Annotated in this window: 17 protein-coding genes and 1 riboswitch; of the genes, 5 read left to right on the top strand and 12 right to left on the bottom strand. The window is 59.5% G+C overall.

The window, feature by feature from the left end:
* Positions 1-7 precede the first annotated feature (7 nt).
* From K5E19_RS14285 to plsY, 9 genes are all read right to left on the bottom strand, one after another.
* The gene (locus K5E19_RS14285) at positions 8-682 is read right to left on the bottom strand and encodes an urease accessory protein UreF (protein WP_221551804.1); all 675 of its coding nucleotides are present in this window, start codon (positions 680-682) and stop codon (positions 8-10) included.
* Positions 682-1221: a HupE/UreJ family protein gene (locus tag K5E19_RS14290; RefSeq protein ID WP_221551806.1), complete on the bottom strand. Its 540-nt coding sequence runs from the start codon at positions 1219-1221 to the stop codon at positions 682-684. The genes K5E19_RS14285 and K5E19_RS14290 overlap by 1 nt, the downstream gene beginning before the upstream one ends.
* A 9-nt stretch (positions 1222-1230) precedes the next feature.
* The gene (gene ureE, locus K5E19_RS14295) at positions 1231-1689 is read right to left on the bottom strand and encodes an urease accessory protein UreE (RefSeq protein WP_221551930.1); all 459 of its coding nucleotides are present in this window, start codon (positions 1687-1689) and stop codon (positions 1231-1233) included.
* A 9-nt stretch (positions 1690-1698) separates the two neighbouring features.
* Entirely contained in the window at positions 1699-3402 is a 1704-nt protein-coding gene (ureC, locus tag K5E19_RS14300; protein ID WP_221551808.1) for an urease subunit alpha, read from the bottom strand.
* On the bottom strand, positions 3395-3709 hold the full coding sequence (locus K5E19_RS14305; RefSeq protein WP_221551810.1) for an urease subunit beta: 315 nt from the start codon (positions 3707-3709) through the stop codon (positions 3395-3397). The genes ureC and K5E19_RS14305 overlap by 8 nt, the downstream gene beginning before the upstream one ends.
* Before the next feature lie 10 nt (positions 3710-3719).
* Complete coding sequence (locus K5E19_RS14310) at positions 3720-4022, bottom strand: urease subunit gamma (protein ID WP_006811999.1); 303 nt, start codon at positions 4020-4022, stop codon at positions 3720-3722.
* Between the two features lie 10 nt (positions 4023-4032).
* Entirely contained in the window at positions 4033-4860 is an 828-nt protein-coding gene (locus K5E19_RS14315) for an urease accessory protein UreD (RefSeq protein WP_221551812.1), read from the bottom strand.
* A gap of 189 nt (positions 4861-5049) precedes the next feature.
* Entirely contained in the window at positions 5050-6516 is a 1467-nt protein-coding gene (locus tag K5E19_RS14320) for an MFS transporter (RefSeq protein ID WP_221551813.1), read from the bottom strand.
* Positions 6517-6609: 93 nt separating this feature from the next.
* Positions 6610-7224 (bottom strand): glycerol-3-phosphate 1-O-acyltransferase PlsY, encoded by a 615-nt coding sequence (gene plsY, locus K5E19_RS14325; RefSeq protein WP_010435699.1) that lies wholly within the window; start codon positions 7222-7224, stop codon positions 6610-6612.
* Between the two features lie 107 nt (positions 7225-7331).
* Here plsY and folB point away from each other — a divergent pair, with 107 nt between their 5' ends.
* Both folB and bacA read left to right on the top strand, forming a co-directional pair.
* A complete protein-coding gene (gene folB / locus K5E19_RS14330; protein ID WP_221551814.1) occupies positions 7332-7700 on the top strand; it encodes a bifunctional dihydroneopterin aldolase/7,8-dihydroneopterin epimerase in 369 nt (122 codons plus the stop codon).
* Between the two features lie 106 nt (positions 7701-7806).
* Positions 7807-8628 (top strand): undecaprenyl-diphosphate phosphatase, encoded by an 822-nt coding sequence (gene bacA, locus K5E19_RS14335; protein ID WP_211446420.1) that lies wholly within the window; start codon positions 7807-7809, stop codon positions 8626-8628.
* 13 nt (positions 8629-8641) lie between these two features.
* On the opposite strand, the gene K5E19_RS14340 is transcribed toward bacA, so the two are convergent.
* Positions 8642-9883: a multifunctional CCA addition/repair protein gene (locus tag K5E19_RS14340; protein WP_221551815.1), complete on the bottom strand. Its 1242-nt coding sequence runs from the start codon at positions 9881-9883 to the stop codon at positions 8642-8644.
* A gap of 60 nt (positions 9884-9943) precedes the next feature.
* On the bottom strand, positions 9944-10564 hold the full coding sequence (locus K5E19_RS14345) for a TIGR04211 family SH3 domain-containing protein (RefSeq protein ID WP_010435686.1): 621 nt from the start codon (positions 10562-10564) through the stop codon (positions 9944-9946).
* Positions 10565-10801: 237 nt separating this feature from the next.
* On the opposite strand from K5E19_RS14345, the gene K5E19_RS14350 reads away from it, so the two are divergent.
* Genes K5E19_RS14350 through hldE form a run of 3 tightly spaced genes read left to right on the top strand, consistent with a single transcriptional unit; the run spans position 10802 to position 16451 of the window.
* Positions 10802-12103, top strand: coding sequence for an inorganic triphosphatase (locus K5E19_RS14350; RefSeq protein WP_221551816.1), 1302 nt, complete (start codon positions 10802-10804; stop codon positions 12101-12103).
* Between the two features lie 21 nt (positions 12104-12124).
* Entirely contained in the window at positions 12125-14980 is a 2856-nt protein-coding gene (glnE, locus tag K5E19_RS14355) for a bifunctional [glutamate--ammonia ligase]-adenylyl-L-tyrosine phosphorylase/[glutamate--ammonia-ligase] adenylyltransferase (protein ID WP_221551817.1), read from the top strand.
* Positions 14981-15020: 40 nt separating this feature from the next.
* Positions 15021-16451: a bifunctional D-glycero-beta-D-manno-heptose-7-phosphate kinase/D-glycero-beta-D-manno-heptose 1-phosphate adenylyltransferase HldE gene (gene hldE / locus K5E19_RS14360; RefSeq protein ID WP_221551818.1), complete on the top strand. Its 1431-nt coding sequence runs from the start codon at positions 15021-15023 to the stop codon at positions 16449-16451.
* A gap of 57 nt (positions 16452-16508) precedes the next feature.
* Here hldE and ubiK read toward each other — a convergent pair whose 3' ends face one another.
* On the bottom strand, positions 16509-16805 hold the full coding sequence (gene ubiK / locus K5E19_RS14365; RefSeq protein WP_003862539.1) for a ubiquinone biosynthesis accessory factor UbiK: 297 nt from the start codon (positions 16803-16805) through the stop codon (positions 16509-16511).
* Between the two features lie 119 nt (positions 16806-16924).
* A riboswitch (FMN riboswitch) is annotated at positions 16925-17075 on the top strand.
* Positions 17076-17125 lie beyond the last annotated feature (50 nt).

Consider the following 17125-nt stretch of genomic DNA (forward strand, 5'->3'; position numbering starts at 1 on the left):
TGACTCCTCAGGAACGGAATAGTCGTGAATATTGGGTTTCGTGGCGCGCGGAGGCGATGGCGGACAGCGGCGTCGCTGCCCCCAGCGCGTCGTCGCGACGTAACAATGCCTGTTCAAAACTAGCGGCGTAGTGGTCGCTCAGGTCGATAATCAGCTGCTGCGCGGCCTGTTGCCCAAACGGCACCAGCTTGACGCCCGCCATCACCGCGCTCTCCATCCAGCTGTAGCCGAGGCTCAGCGCCAGCTCGCGCGCGCTAATGCCCCAGCGCACGCCGAGCCAGGCCATGCCGCAGAGCTGGCTTTGCATAAACAGCGGCAGCCATTCGGGCGGACAGTTCGGCTCCCAGCTCTTAATCAGCCGCGTAAACGCCGCCCCGCGGTTACGCTCCTCTTCGCGCAGCTCGCGCGTTTCCCGGCAGGCGAGAAGGTATGCCGTCCAGCGTTTTGCATGTGTAAGATCGCGTTGCTCACAGGCCTGATAAAGACGGATAAACAGCGGCAGGTCGACGCAGAAAAAGCTCTGCTCCATCTGCTGGATTTGCCAGCGTTTAAAGGCGTCGGCGTCCGTGACCCAGCCTGCCTCAACGGCCCACTCCAGCCCCTGCGACCAGGTAAACGACCCGACCGGCAGGCTGCTGCTGGAGAGCTGCATCAGGCGCAGCCGCTGGCGCGCGTGCTCCATCAGCTCATCAGCGCCAGCAGGGCGGAGACAATCAGCCCGCCGCCGAAGGTTTTACGCAGGCCGTCGTGACGGCGCAGCAGCAGCCCTGCAGCAAAGCTGGCGCACAGCACCGTGGCGCTGGCGAGCATGAAGCCGCTGGTGAAGAGCCAGAAGCTGTGGCCGGACATCTCCACGCCGTGCGCCCAGCCGTGGAACATCGCCAGGGCAGGCACCGCCAGCAGCAGGCGGTTTTCAGTTTTAAACATCATCACGCCGGATACCGCCAGCGAGGCGATAATCAGCATCTCCATGCCGCTAAAGCCGCCGAGCAGGCTGCCCGCAATGGCACCGAGAAGCATCATCCCGAGGGTGGCAAACGGCAGCAGGAGTTTGCGGCCGCTCAGGGCAGAGAGCACGCCTGCGCCCGCCAGCATCAGCAGGTGATCGAACCCGGTCAGCGGGTGGAGAAAACCGGCCTGAAAGCTGTCGGCACCGTGGCCGGGATGGGCGAGTGCGGGAACGGAAAAGGCCAGAAGCAGCAGGGGTAAATACTTACGCATGATTAATCCTTAATGTGAATGAGCGTGAGAGTGGCTGTGAGCATCGCTAGTGTACGCGCCTGCTTCCGGTTCAAACGGCAGAGTGGCGAACGTCACCTCCAGCCCGAACTGGCGCAGCATGTCGTCGAGAACGTGGTCGTGGTGATAACGCAGCTCGCCGGGCATGATCTGCAGCGGCACGTGGCGGTTGCCCAGGTGGTAGCAGGCGCGGGCGAGCAGGAACGGATCGGCGCAGCGCACCACGGAGACAGACTCCGGGGCGGCGATCACCTCGACAACCTCGCTACCGTCGTCGGTGGTCAGCAGGTCGCCCCCGCGCAGCAGCAGGCCGCGCGGCAGCATCAACCCGGCTTCGCGGCCGTCGTTCAGCGATACGCGGGCGCGGCTTTTCACCCGCACGTCAATCGGCAGCGTGACGCTGGCGGTAATCGGGTGCGCATGGTCCAGGCGTTGGGTTAAGTAGATCATCATCACTCCTCAAAACAGGAAATAGCGTTGCGCCATCGGCAGTACGTCAGCCGGTTCGCTGGTTATCAGTTCACCGTCGACGCGCACCTCGTAGGTTTGCGAGTCGACGGTGATATTCGGCAGCAGGCCGTTGTGGATCATGTCCGCCTTTTTCACCGATCGGCAGCCTTTCACCACCGCGGTGGCGCTCTGCAGGCTGAGTTGCTGCGGGATGCCGTTCGCGCTGGCGGCCTGCGAGATAAACGTCAGCCGGGTGGCGTGGCGCGCGGCGCCCAGCGATCCAAACATCGGGCGGTAATGCACCGGCTGTGGCGTCGGGATCGAGGCGTTGATATCGCCCATCGGCGCACAGGCGATCATCCCGCCCTTGACGATAGTGGCGGGTTTGACGCCGAAGAACGCCGGGGACCAGACCACCAGATCCGCCAGCTTGCCCGCCTCAATCGAACCGACTTCATGGGCGATGCCGTGGGTGAGCGCCGGGTTAATGGTGTATTTGGCGACATAGCGCTTCACGCGGAAGTTGTCGTTCTCGCCGGTCTCTTCCGGCAGCGCGCCGCGCTGGACCTTCATGCGGTGCGCCACCTGCCAGGTGCGGATAATCACTTCCCCGACGCGGCCCATGGCCTGCGAATCTGACGAGGTGAGCGAGAACGCGCCGATGTCGTGCAGCACGTCTTCCGCGGCGATGGTTTCCCGGCGAATGCGGGATTCGGCAAACGCCACGTCCTCGGCGATATCCGGATCGAGGTGGTGGCAGACCATCAGCATGTCGAGATGCTCGTCGATGGTATTGACCGTGTAGGGCAGCGTCGGGTTGGTGGAGGAGGGCAGAATATTCGGGTGCGCGCAGGCGGTGATGATATCCGGCGCGTGGCCGCCGCCCGCGCCTTCGGTGTGGAAGGTGTGGATGGTGCGCCCGGCGATGGCTGCCAGCGTGTCTTCGACAAAACCGGACTCGTTCAGCGTGTCGCTGTGTAGCGCCACCTGAATATCCATCTCGTCAGCCACCTCCAGCGAGCAGTTGATCGCCGCAGGCGTCGCGCCCCAGTCTTCGTGGATCTTCAGCCCGATGGCACCGGCGGCGATCTGCTCGCGCAGGGCGTTCGGGTTGGAGCCGTTACCCTTGCCGAGCAGGCCGATATTCACCGGCAGCGTATCGGCAGCCTGCAGCATGCGGGCGATATACCACGGCCCCGGCGTGCAGGTGGTGGCGTTGGTGCCCGCCGCCGGTCCGGTGCCGCCGCCGATCATGGTGGTGACGCCGGAGACCAGCGCCTCTTCCGCCTGCTGCGGGCAGATCCAGTGGATGTGGGTGTCGATCCCGCCAGCGGTAACGATCTTCCCCTCGGCGGCAATCACTTCCGTTGCCGCGCCAATCGGGATCGTCACGCCGGGCTGGATGTCCGGGTTCCCGGCTTTGCCAACGGCGAAGATCCGCCCGTCCTTGACGCCGATATCGGCTTTTACGATCCCCCAGTGATCGACGATCAGCGCGTTGGTCAGCACCAGATCCACGCAGGCATCAGCGGTCATCTGCCCCTGGCCCATGCCGTCGCGGATCACCTTCCCGCCGCCGAATTTGACCTCTTCGCCGTAGATCGTGAGATCGTCTTCCACTTCGATCCACAGCTCGCTGTCGGCCAGTCGCACCTTATCCCCGGTGGTGGGGCCAAACATATCGGCATACGCCAGGCGTGAAATCTCAGCCATGTTTCACCTCTCCCATCACCTCGCCGCGAAAGCCGAAAATGCGCTGCGCGCCGGTGACCTGAACCAGCGTGACTTCCCGCTTCTGGCCGGGCTCGAAGCGCACGGCGGTGCCCGCCGGGATGTTCAGCCGGTAGCCTTTGGTGGCTTCCCGATCGAATTTCAGCGCCGGATTGACCTCGTAAAAATGGTAGTGCGATCCGACCTGGATCGGCCTGTCGCCGTGGTTTTCGACAACCACGCGTTGGGTTTCTCGCCCGACGTTAAAGCTGATATTGCCCGGTTTGATCTGATATTCACCTGGGATCATCACGCGCTCCTTAGACGATCGGGTTATGGACGGTGACGAGCTTGGAACCGTCCGGGAAGGTGGCTTCGACCTGAATATCCGGGATCATTTCCGGGACGCCCTCCATCACCTGGTCGCGCCTCAGGACGTGGCGGCCCGCCTCCATCAGCGAGGCGACGGTTTCGCCATCGCGCGCGCCTTCCATAATGAAGGCGCTGATCAGCGCGACCGATTCCGGATAATTGAGCTTTACCCCGCGCGCAAGGCGGCGCTCGGCAACCAGCGCGGCGGTAAACAGCAACAGCTTGTCTTTTTCTCTGGGGGTCAGTTCCATAACGTTTCTCTTATGTCTGCCAGATACGCGGCGAACAGGCGGTTTTGGTGGTGAGAAGCGGGCGAAGCGACTGCCAGATATCGCGCATCACCCGCTGGCAAATCAGGTTGTCGTGGGAGAGAAAACGCACCGACAGCAGGTCATCGGTGAGCGTTGCACCCGCATAATTTTCCAGCGGTGCGAGCCGTTCGCGCACCGCGTCGAGATGCTCTTCCAGGGCTGGGTAGAACAGCAGCGTGCCGATCCACGGATGTCCGGCGACGGGCGTGAGATCGCCGTCGCTAAGATGCTGGCGCTCAATCAGGCGCGGCTCGTCATCTACCCACACCTCAAGACGGCTCTCCAGCGTGCCGTGGCTGAAGGTCTCACCGATCACCGGGCGACCCAGGCAGTACAGCTCCCACGCCAGCAGCGTGCTGGAGGCCTTCAGGTGGAAGACGGAGCACAGCGCGGCATTCGCGCCGGGAAAAATAATGGTGTCCTGCGGCAGCCACTCCAGGGTGGAATTTTCCTCGAGATAAAAATGCTGGCTCAGACGGGCCTGCGGGCCGCTGCTGCGATAGAACTTGCTGGCCCCGGGCATGGTGATAAGCGTATGGCTTTTGGCGTCCAGCCGAACGGAAATGTCCAGCGTATCGCCGCCCACAATCCCGCCGGGCGGGTGCAGCAGGTAAAGGTGGCAGGTTTCCCCTTCAGGATAAAACGGACGCTGAACGGTAAGCGGCCCGACGTGATGAGCGGAGTACAGGAGGGTTTTCTCAGGGGTGTGACAAAACTGCAGGGCAAGCGAAGCCTGCCAGCCTTTGTACGTATTATCAGTGACCTGAGCTGCTAACATGCTGCATCCATCTGCTCACCATCGGGGTCGTTTCAGTATGCCCTGGCACAAATGAAGGCTGTCATATGAGTCGCTTATGGATAAAAAACGGCTCATGTGATTTTCGCCCGGCGGCGCTACGCTTGCACGGGCCTACAAGATAATGCGCAGTGTAGGCCGGGTAAGCGCAGCGCCACCCGGCAGGAAAGGCTAGCGGTAATCCTCCGCATCCACATCATACCCGGACGGTTCGCAGCGGATCGCCAGCAGCGACGCCAGGCCGATAAACGGTGCCAGCGCAATCACCCAGAACACGGCGGTATCCAGCGAAGCAACCAGCAGCGGGAACAGGAACAGTGAGAGCGTCGAACTGCTGCGCATTAGTGTCTGGTTGAGACCCACGCCCACGCCGCGCAGGGAAGTCGGGTAGCTCAGCGAGGCGAACGTCATGGTATGCGCGCCAGGGCCAAATCCCTGACCGAACAGGAAAAGCGCCAGCATCGAAACAGCAAGCACCCCTTCAGAGGCACCTTCCGGTCGGCCAATCAGCGCCAGGCCCAGCAGCGCCACAAGCTGGCAGGCATAGCCCGCGAGCGACATCCGCCACGCGCCGAAGCGTGGAACATAGCGCACTGCCAGTAACCCACCGACAAACGCAAACAGCAGGTTCAGCGCCAGCGATATCAAAATGGTGGTGAGCATCGACTGCACGAAGAAGCTTGAAATAATCACCGGCAGGCCAAAGGCCACGGCGTTATAGGCGAACGAAGAGACGACCGACAGCAGCGTGGCGAGCGTGGTGCGCCGCAGATAGACGCCGCGGAACAGGTTGAGGTAGTTCGACCATTTTGCCTTGTTAACCACCGGCGCGGGCTGGTCAAGGGCATCCTGCGGCACGTGGGCGTTAATGTTGTACGACTGTCGCAAAATGGACGCCGCCTCTTTCAGGTTGCCCTGATTCGCCGCCCAGACCGGAGATTCGCTCATATAGCGGCTGCGGATGGCGATAATCACCAGCGCGGGCACTGCGCCAAAGCCGAGGATCAGGCGCCAGAGCCAGTCGCTGTGGCTTTCCGGCAGCACGGCGTAGAAGAACAGCACCAGCAGGTAGGAGACGCTGATGGCCGCATACCAGGTGGGGCACCACATCGCGACGCTGGAAGCTTTGTTTCCCGGACCTTTCAGTCTGGCGAACTCGCTGAGAAACGCCATCGCCACGGGAAGGTCGATCCCCACGCCGAGCCCCATCACAAAGCGCGCGCCCGCCAGCACATATTCGTTCGGAGCGAGAGCACAGGCGATAGCGGCGACGACAAAGAAGACCATATCGGCCATAAACACGCGGTAGCGCCCGATTTTATCCGTGAGATAGCCGCCGAGCAGCGCCCCGACGATAGCACCAAAGGTAATGGCCGACGCCACCATGCCGGTGCCTGCGGGAGTTAAATTGAATTCGCGGGTAATGTCCTTGATGCCAAACGCCAGCGCGCCGAGATCGTAGGCGTCGAGAAAAATACCGCCCAGCGCGATACCGACCACGATACGGGCGTTGGCCCGGCCCTGAGAACCGTCGTTAACCAGACGTGAAACGTCCGATGCGCTGCGCACCCACTGGATGTCGCCATCCGGGGTGCTTCCTGCCGTTGAAAGGGGAGTTGTATCTGTAATTTCTGCCATTTTTCTTTTTGTGTGGTTGTGTTGTGTCTCTAACAGTTACCACAGGCAGAAGGTGACCAAAATCACATTTGGTTATAAGGCATAACGAACGCTTTATTTGGCGTCTTTCTTCTTACGCTTGAGCTTCGTCCAGATCTTGGTTTCCTGACGACGCCACAGGCGCTGAATATTGTCGTGATGGCGCAGCAGGATCAGGCAGGAGAGCATCGACACCGGGAAGGTGAACTGGGGTTTAAACCACCAGACGTAGAACGGGGCAATCAGCGCGCTGACGATAGCGCCCAGCGACGAGTAGCCGCTCAGAAGAATGGTGAGCAGCCAGGTCCCTGCCATGACGCCGGTGAGATCCCAGCCGATAGGTGCAATCGCACCGAAGGCCGTCGCAACGCCTTTTCCACCTTTAAAGCCAAAGAAAACGGGCCAGATATGGCCGACGCAGGCGGCGATGGCGATAAGACCGAGCCAGAATGGCGTGACGCCCAGCGCATACGCGCCCCAGACGGGTAGCATCCCTTTCAGTACATCAAAAATCAAAACCGCTACGGCTGCTCCCTTGCCGCCAATTCGTAGTACATTGGTCGCCCCCGGGTTCCCGGAACCACTTTCGCGTGGGTCAGGCAACCCGGCGATGCGGCAGACCAGAATGGCGCTGGAGATTGAGCCGCAAAGGTAGGCGAGGATAATCATTCCAGGCGCGATTGCACTCATAACGCTGTTCCGTTTTGAAAATGTATCTGTATTCTCAGCATCTGTGGATAATACGCATAATTCGCCGGAAGTGGTATCCGGTTTAGCCAAAAAGCAGGCAGGTCGTGATGGATATTGTATTTATAGAGCAACTTTCGGTAATCACCACTATTGGTGTTTACGACTGGGAACAGACCATCGAGCAGAAGCTGGTGTTCGATATCGAAATGGGCTGGGATAACCGCGCGTCGGCAAAAAGCGATGACGTGAAGGACTGTCTGAGCTATGCCGACATCAGTGACGCGGTCGTGGGACACGTGGAAGGGCAGCGTTTTGCGCTGGTGGAACGCGTGGCGGAGGAGGTGGCGGACCTGCTGCTGACCAAATTTAACTCCCCATGGGTACGCATCAAGTTAAGCAAACCGGGGGCGGTAGCGCGCGCTGCCAACGTAGGCGTGATTATCGAGCGTGGCAATAATCTGAAAGCAAAGATTTAACGTCATAATCGCTAAACCATTTTAGGTTATACCGGTCATAAAGCTGTATCTTTCACGGTTGTCCACGTGGGACACCGTTTTTTTATATCTTTTTAGGGGTTTATAGATGAGCGATATGCACTCGCTGCTGGTGGCGGCAATACTGGGTGTGGTCGAAGGATTGACGGAGTTTTTGCCGGTTTCCAGTACGGGCCATATGATTATCGTCGGCCACCTGCTGGGCTTTGAGGGCGATACCGCAAAGACGTTCGAAGTGGTGATTCAGCTGGGTTCGATTCTGGCCGTCGTCGTGATGTTCTGGCGTCGTCTGTTTGGCCTGATCGGCATCCACTTTGGCCGTTTGCCGCAGCGTGAAGGGGAAGGCAAGGGCCGTCTGACGCTGATTCACATTCTGCTCGGCATGGTCCCGGCGGTCGTGCTGGGGCTGGTATTCCACGACACCATCAAATCGCTGTTTAACCCGATTAACGTGATGTATGCGCTGGTGGTCGGCGGTTTCCTGCTGATCGCAGCAGAAGTGCTGAAACCGAAAACTCCGCGTGCGGAAGGTCTGGACGATATGACCTACCGTCAGGCGTTTATCATTGGCTGCTTCCAGTGTCTGGCGCTATGGCCGGGCTTCTCCCGTTCAGGGGCGACCATTTCTGGTGGCATGCTGATGGGCGTAAGCCGTTACGCGGCTTCCGAGTTTTCGTTCCTGCTGGCGGTGCCGATGATGATGGGCGCGACCGTGCTCGACGTCTATAAGAGCTACCACTTCCTGACTACCGGCGACATTCCGATGTTCGCCGTGGGCTTTATCACCGCCTTCATCGTGGCGCTGATCGCCATCAAAACCTTCCTGCAGCTGATCAAGCGTATCTCGTTCATTCCGTTCGCGATCTACCGCTTTATCGTCGCGGCTGCGGTGTACGTGGTCTTCTTCTGATGACCTGCGGCCCTCAGTCTTTTGGCTGAGGGCAACGCTTTTCCTTCCAGGCCGCGACCGCTTCTGTCCTGCGTTTCGTCAACTCTTCCCGAATTTCCGGTCCTTTGAATCCTGCTTCAACAACATCTTTCGTGGGTACGGCTTTCGCCACGTCCCAGGCTTCGCGCAGCAAGCGACCCTGCGGGTAATCGCACGCCTCAAACCCGGTGCGACCACGGACGTCGGCTTCGCTGGTCAGGGCGATCTGCTCCACGCGCTGGGGTTTGCGCCAGGCGTCGATGTTATCGAACAGCTTCACGATGGTGGCCGGTTTCAGGATCGGGAAGGTATGGATGAGGTCGTGGAACTCTGCCACCAGTTTTGCCAGGTCGCGGATCTCATTTGGCACGCGCAGACGCTGGCAAATGCCTTCGACCAGCTTCACGCCTGCCGGACCGTGTCCGTGATGGCGCGGCCAGAACTCCTTCGGCGTTAACCCTTTGCCGAGATCGTGGCACAGAGTGGAAAAACGCACGTCCACGTCCGGGCTGAGCATGGCGGCCATGCTGAGCGTCATCAGGGTATGAATACCGGTATCAATTTCCGGGTGCCATTTCGCCGGGGCGGGGACGCCAAACAGCGCGTCGATTTCCGGGAACAGCACCTTTAGCGCACCGCAGTCGCGCAGCACCTGGAAAAAGACCTGCGGATTGCGGGTCGTGAGGGCGTTTTCCGTCTCTTTCCAGACGCGTTCTGGCGTCAGGTGTTCCAGCTCGCCCGCTTCGGTCATCGCGGTCATCAGCGCCATGGTTTCATCAGCGATACGGAAGCTGAGATGCGCATAACGCGCGGCGAAACGCGCCACGCGCAGCACGCGGAGCGGATCTTCAGAAAACGCAGGGGAAACGTGACGTAAAAGACGGTCGCGCAGATCGTCCTGACCGCCGTAGGCATCAACGATCTGACCATTCTCGTCCTGCGCAAGGGCGTTGATGGTGAGATCGCGGCGCAGCAGATCCTGCTCCAGCGTCACATCCGGGGCGGCGTAGCAGGTAAAGCCGGTATAGCCAGAGCCGGATTTACGTTCGGTACGCGCCAGAGCGTACTCTTCACGGCTTTTAGGATGAAGAAAAACGGGAAAATCGCGGCCTACCTGCTGGTAGCCCGCGTCGAGCATCTCTTGAGGGGTGGCGCCCACCACCACCCAGTCTTTATCTTTGACCGGCAGACCTAACAACGCATCACGTACCGCACCACCGACCAGATAACTCTTCACACACACGCTCCCGTTTTCTCTTTTCGCAAGATAATACGTAAGTGTGGCAGAGAAGACGAGTTAGTTCATCCAGCGGTCTTTGCGCTTACGGCTTGGGATCAGCATTGGCAGCACCAGACCCAGCACCAGACCGACGCCCAGCACGCCGCCGCCATACATAAACCACTGCATGATGATAGTGCGCTGTTTGTCATCAAGCTGCAGGTTGGCGGCATTCACTTTCTTCTGCGCGACAATCAGTTCGTTTTTCAACTTCTGATTCTCTTCCTTCAGACCGTTTATCACGCCATCGCTCTGGGCCACTTTCTGCTGCATTTCTGCCGTGCGCTGGTTCCAGGTGTTATCGATGTTGGTTAGCTTATCGGTCAGGGTTTTCACCTGGTTTTCCAGATCCGGCACACGGGTGCGCAGGCTTGGCACGTTGCTCAGCTCTTTCAGCGGGATCCAGGAGGTGCGGCCGGAGCTGTCGCGTACCTGACCGTAGTTGGTGTCTGCATTGGTTTGTAACAGAACCACTTCCTCGCCGGCATTTACCGTGCCCACGAGGCGATAATTGTCCCCAGGGCCACTGCGTACCCAGGTGTTCAGTTCATCAGAAACGTAACGCTTCTCTTCAGCGTGGACCGCGGTTGCGGCGCTAAAAGCGAGTAAAGTAAGTCCAATCAGGCGTAATTTAAGCATATCAGTCGTTATTTTCATAAATAGTGGAACGATAGTAGTGGTATCAGTGTCGCTACGCAAAGGATTCGTCATCAATCGGAATCATCTGTGTCGTGATTTCCACCACTTCAAACTTTTACGCCCGTCAAATTGCTCATTGCGTGGTAATTTGGCGCAAAATACTATGTACTGACAAACAAATGGCGAGGAAGTTCGCCTTCATCGACGCGTCTGTGACGCAGGCAAAAGTACAAGGCTATGGCACAAGAAATCGAATTAAAGTTTATCGTCGAAAAAGACAGCGTTGACGCGCTCCGTCAGCATCTGCACACGCTTTCCGGCGAACACCATGAACCGGTACAACTGTTTAATATCTATTACGAAACGCCGGATAACTGGCTGCGTCGTCACGATATGGGCCTGCGCATTCGTGGCGCGAACGGGCGCTACGAGATGACGATGAAAATTGCCGGTCGCGTGGTGGGCGGTTTGCACCAGCGCCCGGAATACAATATCGACATCAGTAAGCCAGAACTTGAGCTTGAACATTTTCCGGCTGAGGTCTGGCCGGAAGGCAAACTCCCGGAAACCTTATCCGCAGAGGTAAAGCCGCTGTTTAGCACCGATTTCTGGCGCGAGAAATGGCTGGTGACGGAAGGCAAAAGCCGTATTGAAATCGCCCTCGATCTGGGCGAGGTGAAGGCGGGAGAGTTCCAGGAACCGATTTGCGAACTGGAGCTTGAACTGCTGGAAGGTGACGCGAATGACGTGCTGAAGCTGGCGCGCAAGCTGGTGAACCAGTCGGGTCTGCGTCAGGGAAGCCTGAGCAAAGCCGCTCGCGGCTACCATCTGGCGGCGGGGAATGCGCCGCGCGTGGTGAAAGAGACGACTATTCTGCACGTCGCGCCGAAAGCCAGCGTTGAACAGGGTATGGAAGCCGCGCTTGAACTGGCGCTTTCCCAGTGGCAGTACCATGAAGAGCTGTGGGTGCGTAATGTGAAAAACGCGAAATCCCACGTGCTGGCGGCCATTGCCCTGGTGCGTCATACCCTTGCGCTGTTCGGCGGTATCGTTCCTCGCAAAGCGAGTGCTCACTTACGCGATCTGCTGACGCAAACCGAAGCGCTGATGCTCTCCGACGTCTCCGCGCAAACGGCGATCTACAGCCCGCAAACTGCCGCGGCAAAACTGGCGCTGACCGAGTTCCTGGTGACGCGCGGCTGGCGCGCCTTCCTGGATGCGAAAGCAGAGGCCAAAATCGCGGAAAACTTTAAGCGTTTCGCGGATATTCATCTTTCCCGTCATGCCGCCGAACTGAAGACTACGTTTGCTTACCCGCTGGGCGACCAGTATGGCGATCAGCTTCCTCGTCTTTCGCGCAATATTGACAGCATGGTGCTGCTCTCCGGTGCCTATGACGGCGTGAAGGCGCAGGCCTGGCTGGAAAACTGGCAGGGGCTGAAGCATGCCATTGAAACCCGCCAGCATATTGAGATTGAGCATTTCCGTAACGAGGCCATTTCGCAGGAGCCGTTCTGGCTGCACAGCGGAAAACGTTAACTCTGGCAAGGAACCCCAATAATGCCGCTTTCTTCGCAATTACAGCAGCAGTGGCAGACCGTTTGCGAACGTCTGCCTGAGTCATTACCGGCCTCATCGTTAAGCGAGCAGGCAAAGAGCGTGCTCGCCTTCAGTGATTTTGTGCAGGAAAGTATCGCCGCCAACCCGGACTGGCTGGCAGAGCTTGAAAACGCACCGCCGCAAGCGGACGAGTGGCGGCATTATGCCGGCTGGCTGCAAACCGCACTCGAAGACGTTGCGGATGAAGCGACGCTGATGCGCGTCCTTCGCCAGTTCCGCCGTCGGGTGATGGTACGCATTGCCTGGGCGCAATCGCTGGAGCTGGTAAGCGAAGAGAGCACGCTGCAGCAGCTAAGCGAGCTGGCGCAAACGCTGATTGTCGCCGCGCGCGACTGGCTCTACGCCGCCTGCTGTAAAGAGTGGGGCACGCCGTGCAGCGAGGAAGGGGTTCCTCAGCCGCTGTTGATTCTGGGGATGGGCAAGCTGGGCGGCTGCGAGCTGAACTTCTCCTCCGACATCGACCTGATTTTTGCCTGGCCCGAGAACGGCTCCACGCGCGGCGGCCGTCGCGAGCTGGACAACGCCCAGTTCTTTACCCGTCTCGGCCAGCGCCTGATTAAGGCGCTGGATCAGCCGACGCAGGACGGTTTTGTCTACCGCGTGGACATGCGCCTGCGGCCGTTTGGCGACAGCGGCCCGCTGGTGCTGAGCTTTGCCGCGCTGGAAGATTATTACCAGGAGCAGGGGCGCGACTGGGAACGCTACGCGATGGTTAAAGCGCGGATCATGGGCGACAGCGACGACGCTTACGCCAACGAGCTGCGCGCCATGCTGCGCCCGTTCGTGTTCCGTCGCTATATCGACTTCAGCGTGATCCAGTCCCTGCGTAATATGAAAGGGATGATCGCCCGTGAGGTGCGCCGTCGTGGTCTGAAGGACAACATCAAGCTCGGCGCGGGCGGAATTCGTGAAATCGAATTTATCGTGCAGGTCTTCCAGCTAATTCGCGGTGGCCGTGAGCCTTCGCTGCAGTCCCGCTCGCTGCTGCCGACGCTGAGCGCCATCGAGCAGCTGCACCTGCTGCCGGAAGGCGACGCGCAAACCCTGCGCGAGGCCTATCTTTTCCTGCGCCGTCTGGAAAACCTGCTGCAAAGCATCAACGACGAACAAACCCAGACCCTGCCGGGCGATGACCTTAACCGGGCGCGTCTGGCCTGGGGCATGCGCGTGAATGACTGGGCTGCGTTAACCGAGCGGCTGGATGCCCACATGGCGGGCGTGCGCCGCATCTTTAACGACCTGATTGGTGATGACGAAAGTGAATCCCAGGACGATGCGCTTTCCGAGCACTGGCGCGAGCTGTGGCAGGATGCGCTTCAGGAAGATGACACGACCCCCGTGCTGGCGCACCTGAGTGACGACGCGCGCCACCGCGTGGTGGCGCTGATCGCGGATTTCCGTCTTGAGCTGAACAAACGCGCCATCGGCCCGCGCGGTCGTCAGGTGCTGGATCACCTGATGCCGCACCTGCTGAGCGAGGTCTGCTCGCGGGCGGACGCGCCGGTACCGCTGTCGCGCATGATGCCGCTGCTGAGCGGGATTATCACGCGTACCACCTATCTGGAGCTCCTGAGCGAGTTTCCGGGGGCGCTCAAGCATCTGATTTCCCTCTGTGCCGCGTCGCCGATGGTGGCGAACAAGCTGGCACGTTACCCGCTGCTGCTGGATGAACTGCTCGATCCGAACACGCTGTATCAGCCTACGGCGACGGATGCCTACCGCGACGAGCTGCGTCAGTATCTGTTGCGCGTGCCGGAAGAGGACGAAGAGCAGCAGCTTGAGGCGCTGCGCCAGTTTAAGCAGGCGCAGATGCTGCGCGTGGCGGCAGCGGATATCGCCGGAACGCTGCCGGTGATGAAAGTGAGCGATCACTTAACCTGGCTTGCGGAAGCGATCATCGACGCGGTGGTGCATCAGGCGTGGGTGCAGATGGTGGCGCGCTACGGCCAGCCGAAACACCTGGCCGACCGTGAAGGGCGCGGCTTTGCGGTCGTGGGGTACGGCAAGCTTGGCGGCTGGGAGTTGGGCTATAGCTCCGATCTGGATTTAATCTTCCTGCACGACTGCCCGGTTGACGTGATGACCGACGGCGAGCGTGAGATTGACGGGCGCCAGTTCTACCTGCGTCTGGCGCAGCGCATCATGCATCTGTTCAGTACCCGCACCTCGTCGGGCATTTTGTATGAAGTGGATGCGCGCCTGCGTCCGTCCGGCGCGGCGGGCATGCTGGTGACCTCAACGGACTCCTTCGCCGATTACCAGAAGAACGAAGCCTGGACGTGGGAGCATCAGGCGCTGGTGCGTGCCCGCGTCGTGTATGGCGATCCTCAGCTGAAAATGCAGTTCGATGCCGTTCGCAAGGACGTCATGACGACGGTACGTGAGGGGGCCACGCTGCAAACGGAAGTCCGTGAAATGCGCGAGAAAATGCGCGCGCATCTCGGCAATAAACACCGCGATCGCTTTGATATCAAAGCCGACGAGGGCGGGATAACCGATATTGAGTTCATCACCCAGTATCTGGTGCTGTTGCACGCGCACGACAAGCCGAAGCTGACGCGCTGGTCCGATAACGTGCGCATTCTGGAACTGCTGACGCAAAACGACATCATGGACGAGCAGGAGGCGCAGGCCTTAACCCGCGCCTATACCACGCTGCGCGATGAGCTTCATCATCTGGCATTGCAGGAACAGCCGGGTCATGTTGCGCAGGAGTGTTTCTCAGGTGAACGCGCACAGGTCACGGCAAGCTGGCAGAAATGGCTGGTGGAGCCGTGCGTAACAAATCAAGTGTGATATTATCGCGCGCAAATTGTGAATCTTTCTGGAGTCAGGAATGAAAGTAACACTGCCAGAGTTTGAACGTGCTGGGGTTATGGTTGTTGGGGATGTGATGCTGGATCGTTACTGGTACGGCCCGACCAGCCGCATCTCTCCGGAAGCACCGGTGCCGGTGGTTAAGGTCGACACCATTGAAGAGCGTCCCGGCGGCGCGGCAAACGTGGCGATGAACATTGCTTCACTGGGGGCGCATTCGCGTCTGGTGGGCTTGACCGGTATCGACGATGCAGCCCGCGCGCTGAGCAAGTCGCTGGCGGACGTGAACGTGAAGTGCGACTTCGTTTCTGTTCCGACCCACCCGACCATCACCAAACTGCGCGTGCTGTCGCGCAACCAGCAGCTGATCCGCCTCGACTTTGAAGAAGGTTTCGAGGGTGTCGATCCCGAGCCGCTGCACGAGCGCATCAACCAGGCGCTGGGCAATATCGGCGCGCTGGTGCTGTCCGACTACGCCAAAGGCGCGCTGGCGAGCGTGCAGACGATGATTCAGCTGGCGCGTAAAGCCAATGTACCCGTGCTGATCGACCCGAAAGGCACCGATTTTGAGCGCTATCGCGGCGCGACGCTGCTGACGCCAAACCTCTCCGAGTTTGAAGCGGTGGCGGGCAAGTGTAAAACCGAGGAAGAGCTGGTTGAGCGCGGCATGAAGATCATTGCTGATTTCGAGCTGTCCGCGCTGCTTGTCACCCGCTCCGAGCAGGGGATGACGCTGCTGCAACCGGGCAAAGCACCGCTGCATATGCCAACCCAGGCGCAGGAAGTGTACGACGTGACCGGTGCCGGTGATACGGTGATCGGCGTGCTAGCGGCGACGCTGGCAGCAGGAAACTCGCTGGAAGAGGCGTGCTACTTCGCTAACGCCGCGGCGGGCGTGGTCGTCGGTAAGCTCGGGACCTCTACCGTTTCGCCTATTGAGCTGGAAAACGCGGTGCGCGGTCGTGCGGATACCGGTTTTGGCGTCATGACCGAAGACGAGCTGAAGGTGGCCGTCGCCGCCGCGCGCAAGCGTGGTGAAAAAGTGGTGATGACCAACGGCGTATTTGACATCCTGCACGCGGGCCACGTTTCGTATCTGGCGAATGCGCGCAAGCTGGGCGATCGCCTGATTGTGGCGGTCAACAGCGATGCGTCGACGAAGCGCCTGAAGGGCGAAACACGTCCGGTGAACCCGTTGGAACAGCGCATGATTGTGCTCGGCGCGCTGGAAGCGGTGGACTGGGTTGTGTCGTTTGAAGAAGACACCCCGCAGCGTCTGATTGCCGGTATTCTGCCGGATCTGCTGGTGAAGGGCGGCGATTATAAGCCGGAGCAAATCGCGGGTAGCGAAGAGGTCTGGGCGAACGGCGGCGAGGTGATGGTGCTCAACTTTGAGGACGGGTGCTCAACCACCAACATCATCAAGAAGATCCAGAAAGACAGTCAGTAAAAAACGGGCCTGTTGGCCCGTTTTTTTATGTCGGGTGGCGGCTGCGCCTTACCCGACCTACGCCTGGTCGTCCACGGGTGGAATAGCCGGTGCTGGCTTCACTTCTTCCGGCGCATTGCGGTTTTCCAGCTCGGTCAGACGCTGTTCCAGCAGCGCCAGCTTCTCGCGGGTGCGCAGCAGAACCTGGGTCTGCACGTCGAACTCTTCGCGGCTGACTAAATCAAGGCGAACCAACTGCGCCTGCAGCGTCTGGCGGATTTTCTTCTCTACGTCATCACCAAATTCACGAATGCCTTTCGGCATAGATTCATGAACCTGACGCGCAATTTGCTCAATTTTCTTTGGGTCAATCATTGTCGTTTCCCTTGATGAAAAGGTGTTAGTGCCTATTGTAGCCTGCATGCCTCGGGTTAAACAAAATTGTTTGATGCTTATGCATTGCCCAGGATAATCAATAGCGTTATAGTTATCTCGCTTATTCTCAGGGCGGGGCGAAATTCCCCACCGGCGGTAAATCAGCTCAACGCTGAAAGCCCGCGAGCGCTTTGGGTGAATTCTCAAAGGTCAGCAGATCCGGTGTAATTCCGGGGCCGACGGTTAGAGTCCGGATGGGAGAGAGTAACGATCCAGTCGGGCATGGGCCCGCTCACGTTATCTTTTTGCCGCTTATACGG

This window comes from Enterobacter sp. RIT637, from assembly GCF_019718755.1.
GTDB lineage: Bacteria > Pseudomonadota > Gammaproteobacteria > Enterobacterales > Enterobacteriaceae > Enterobacter.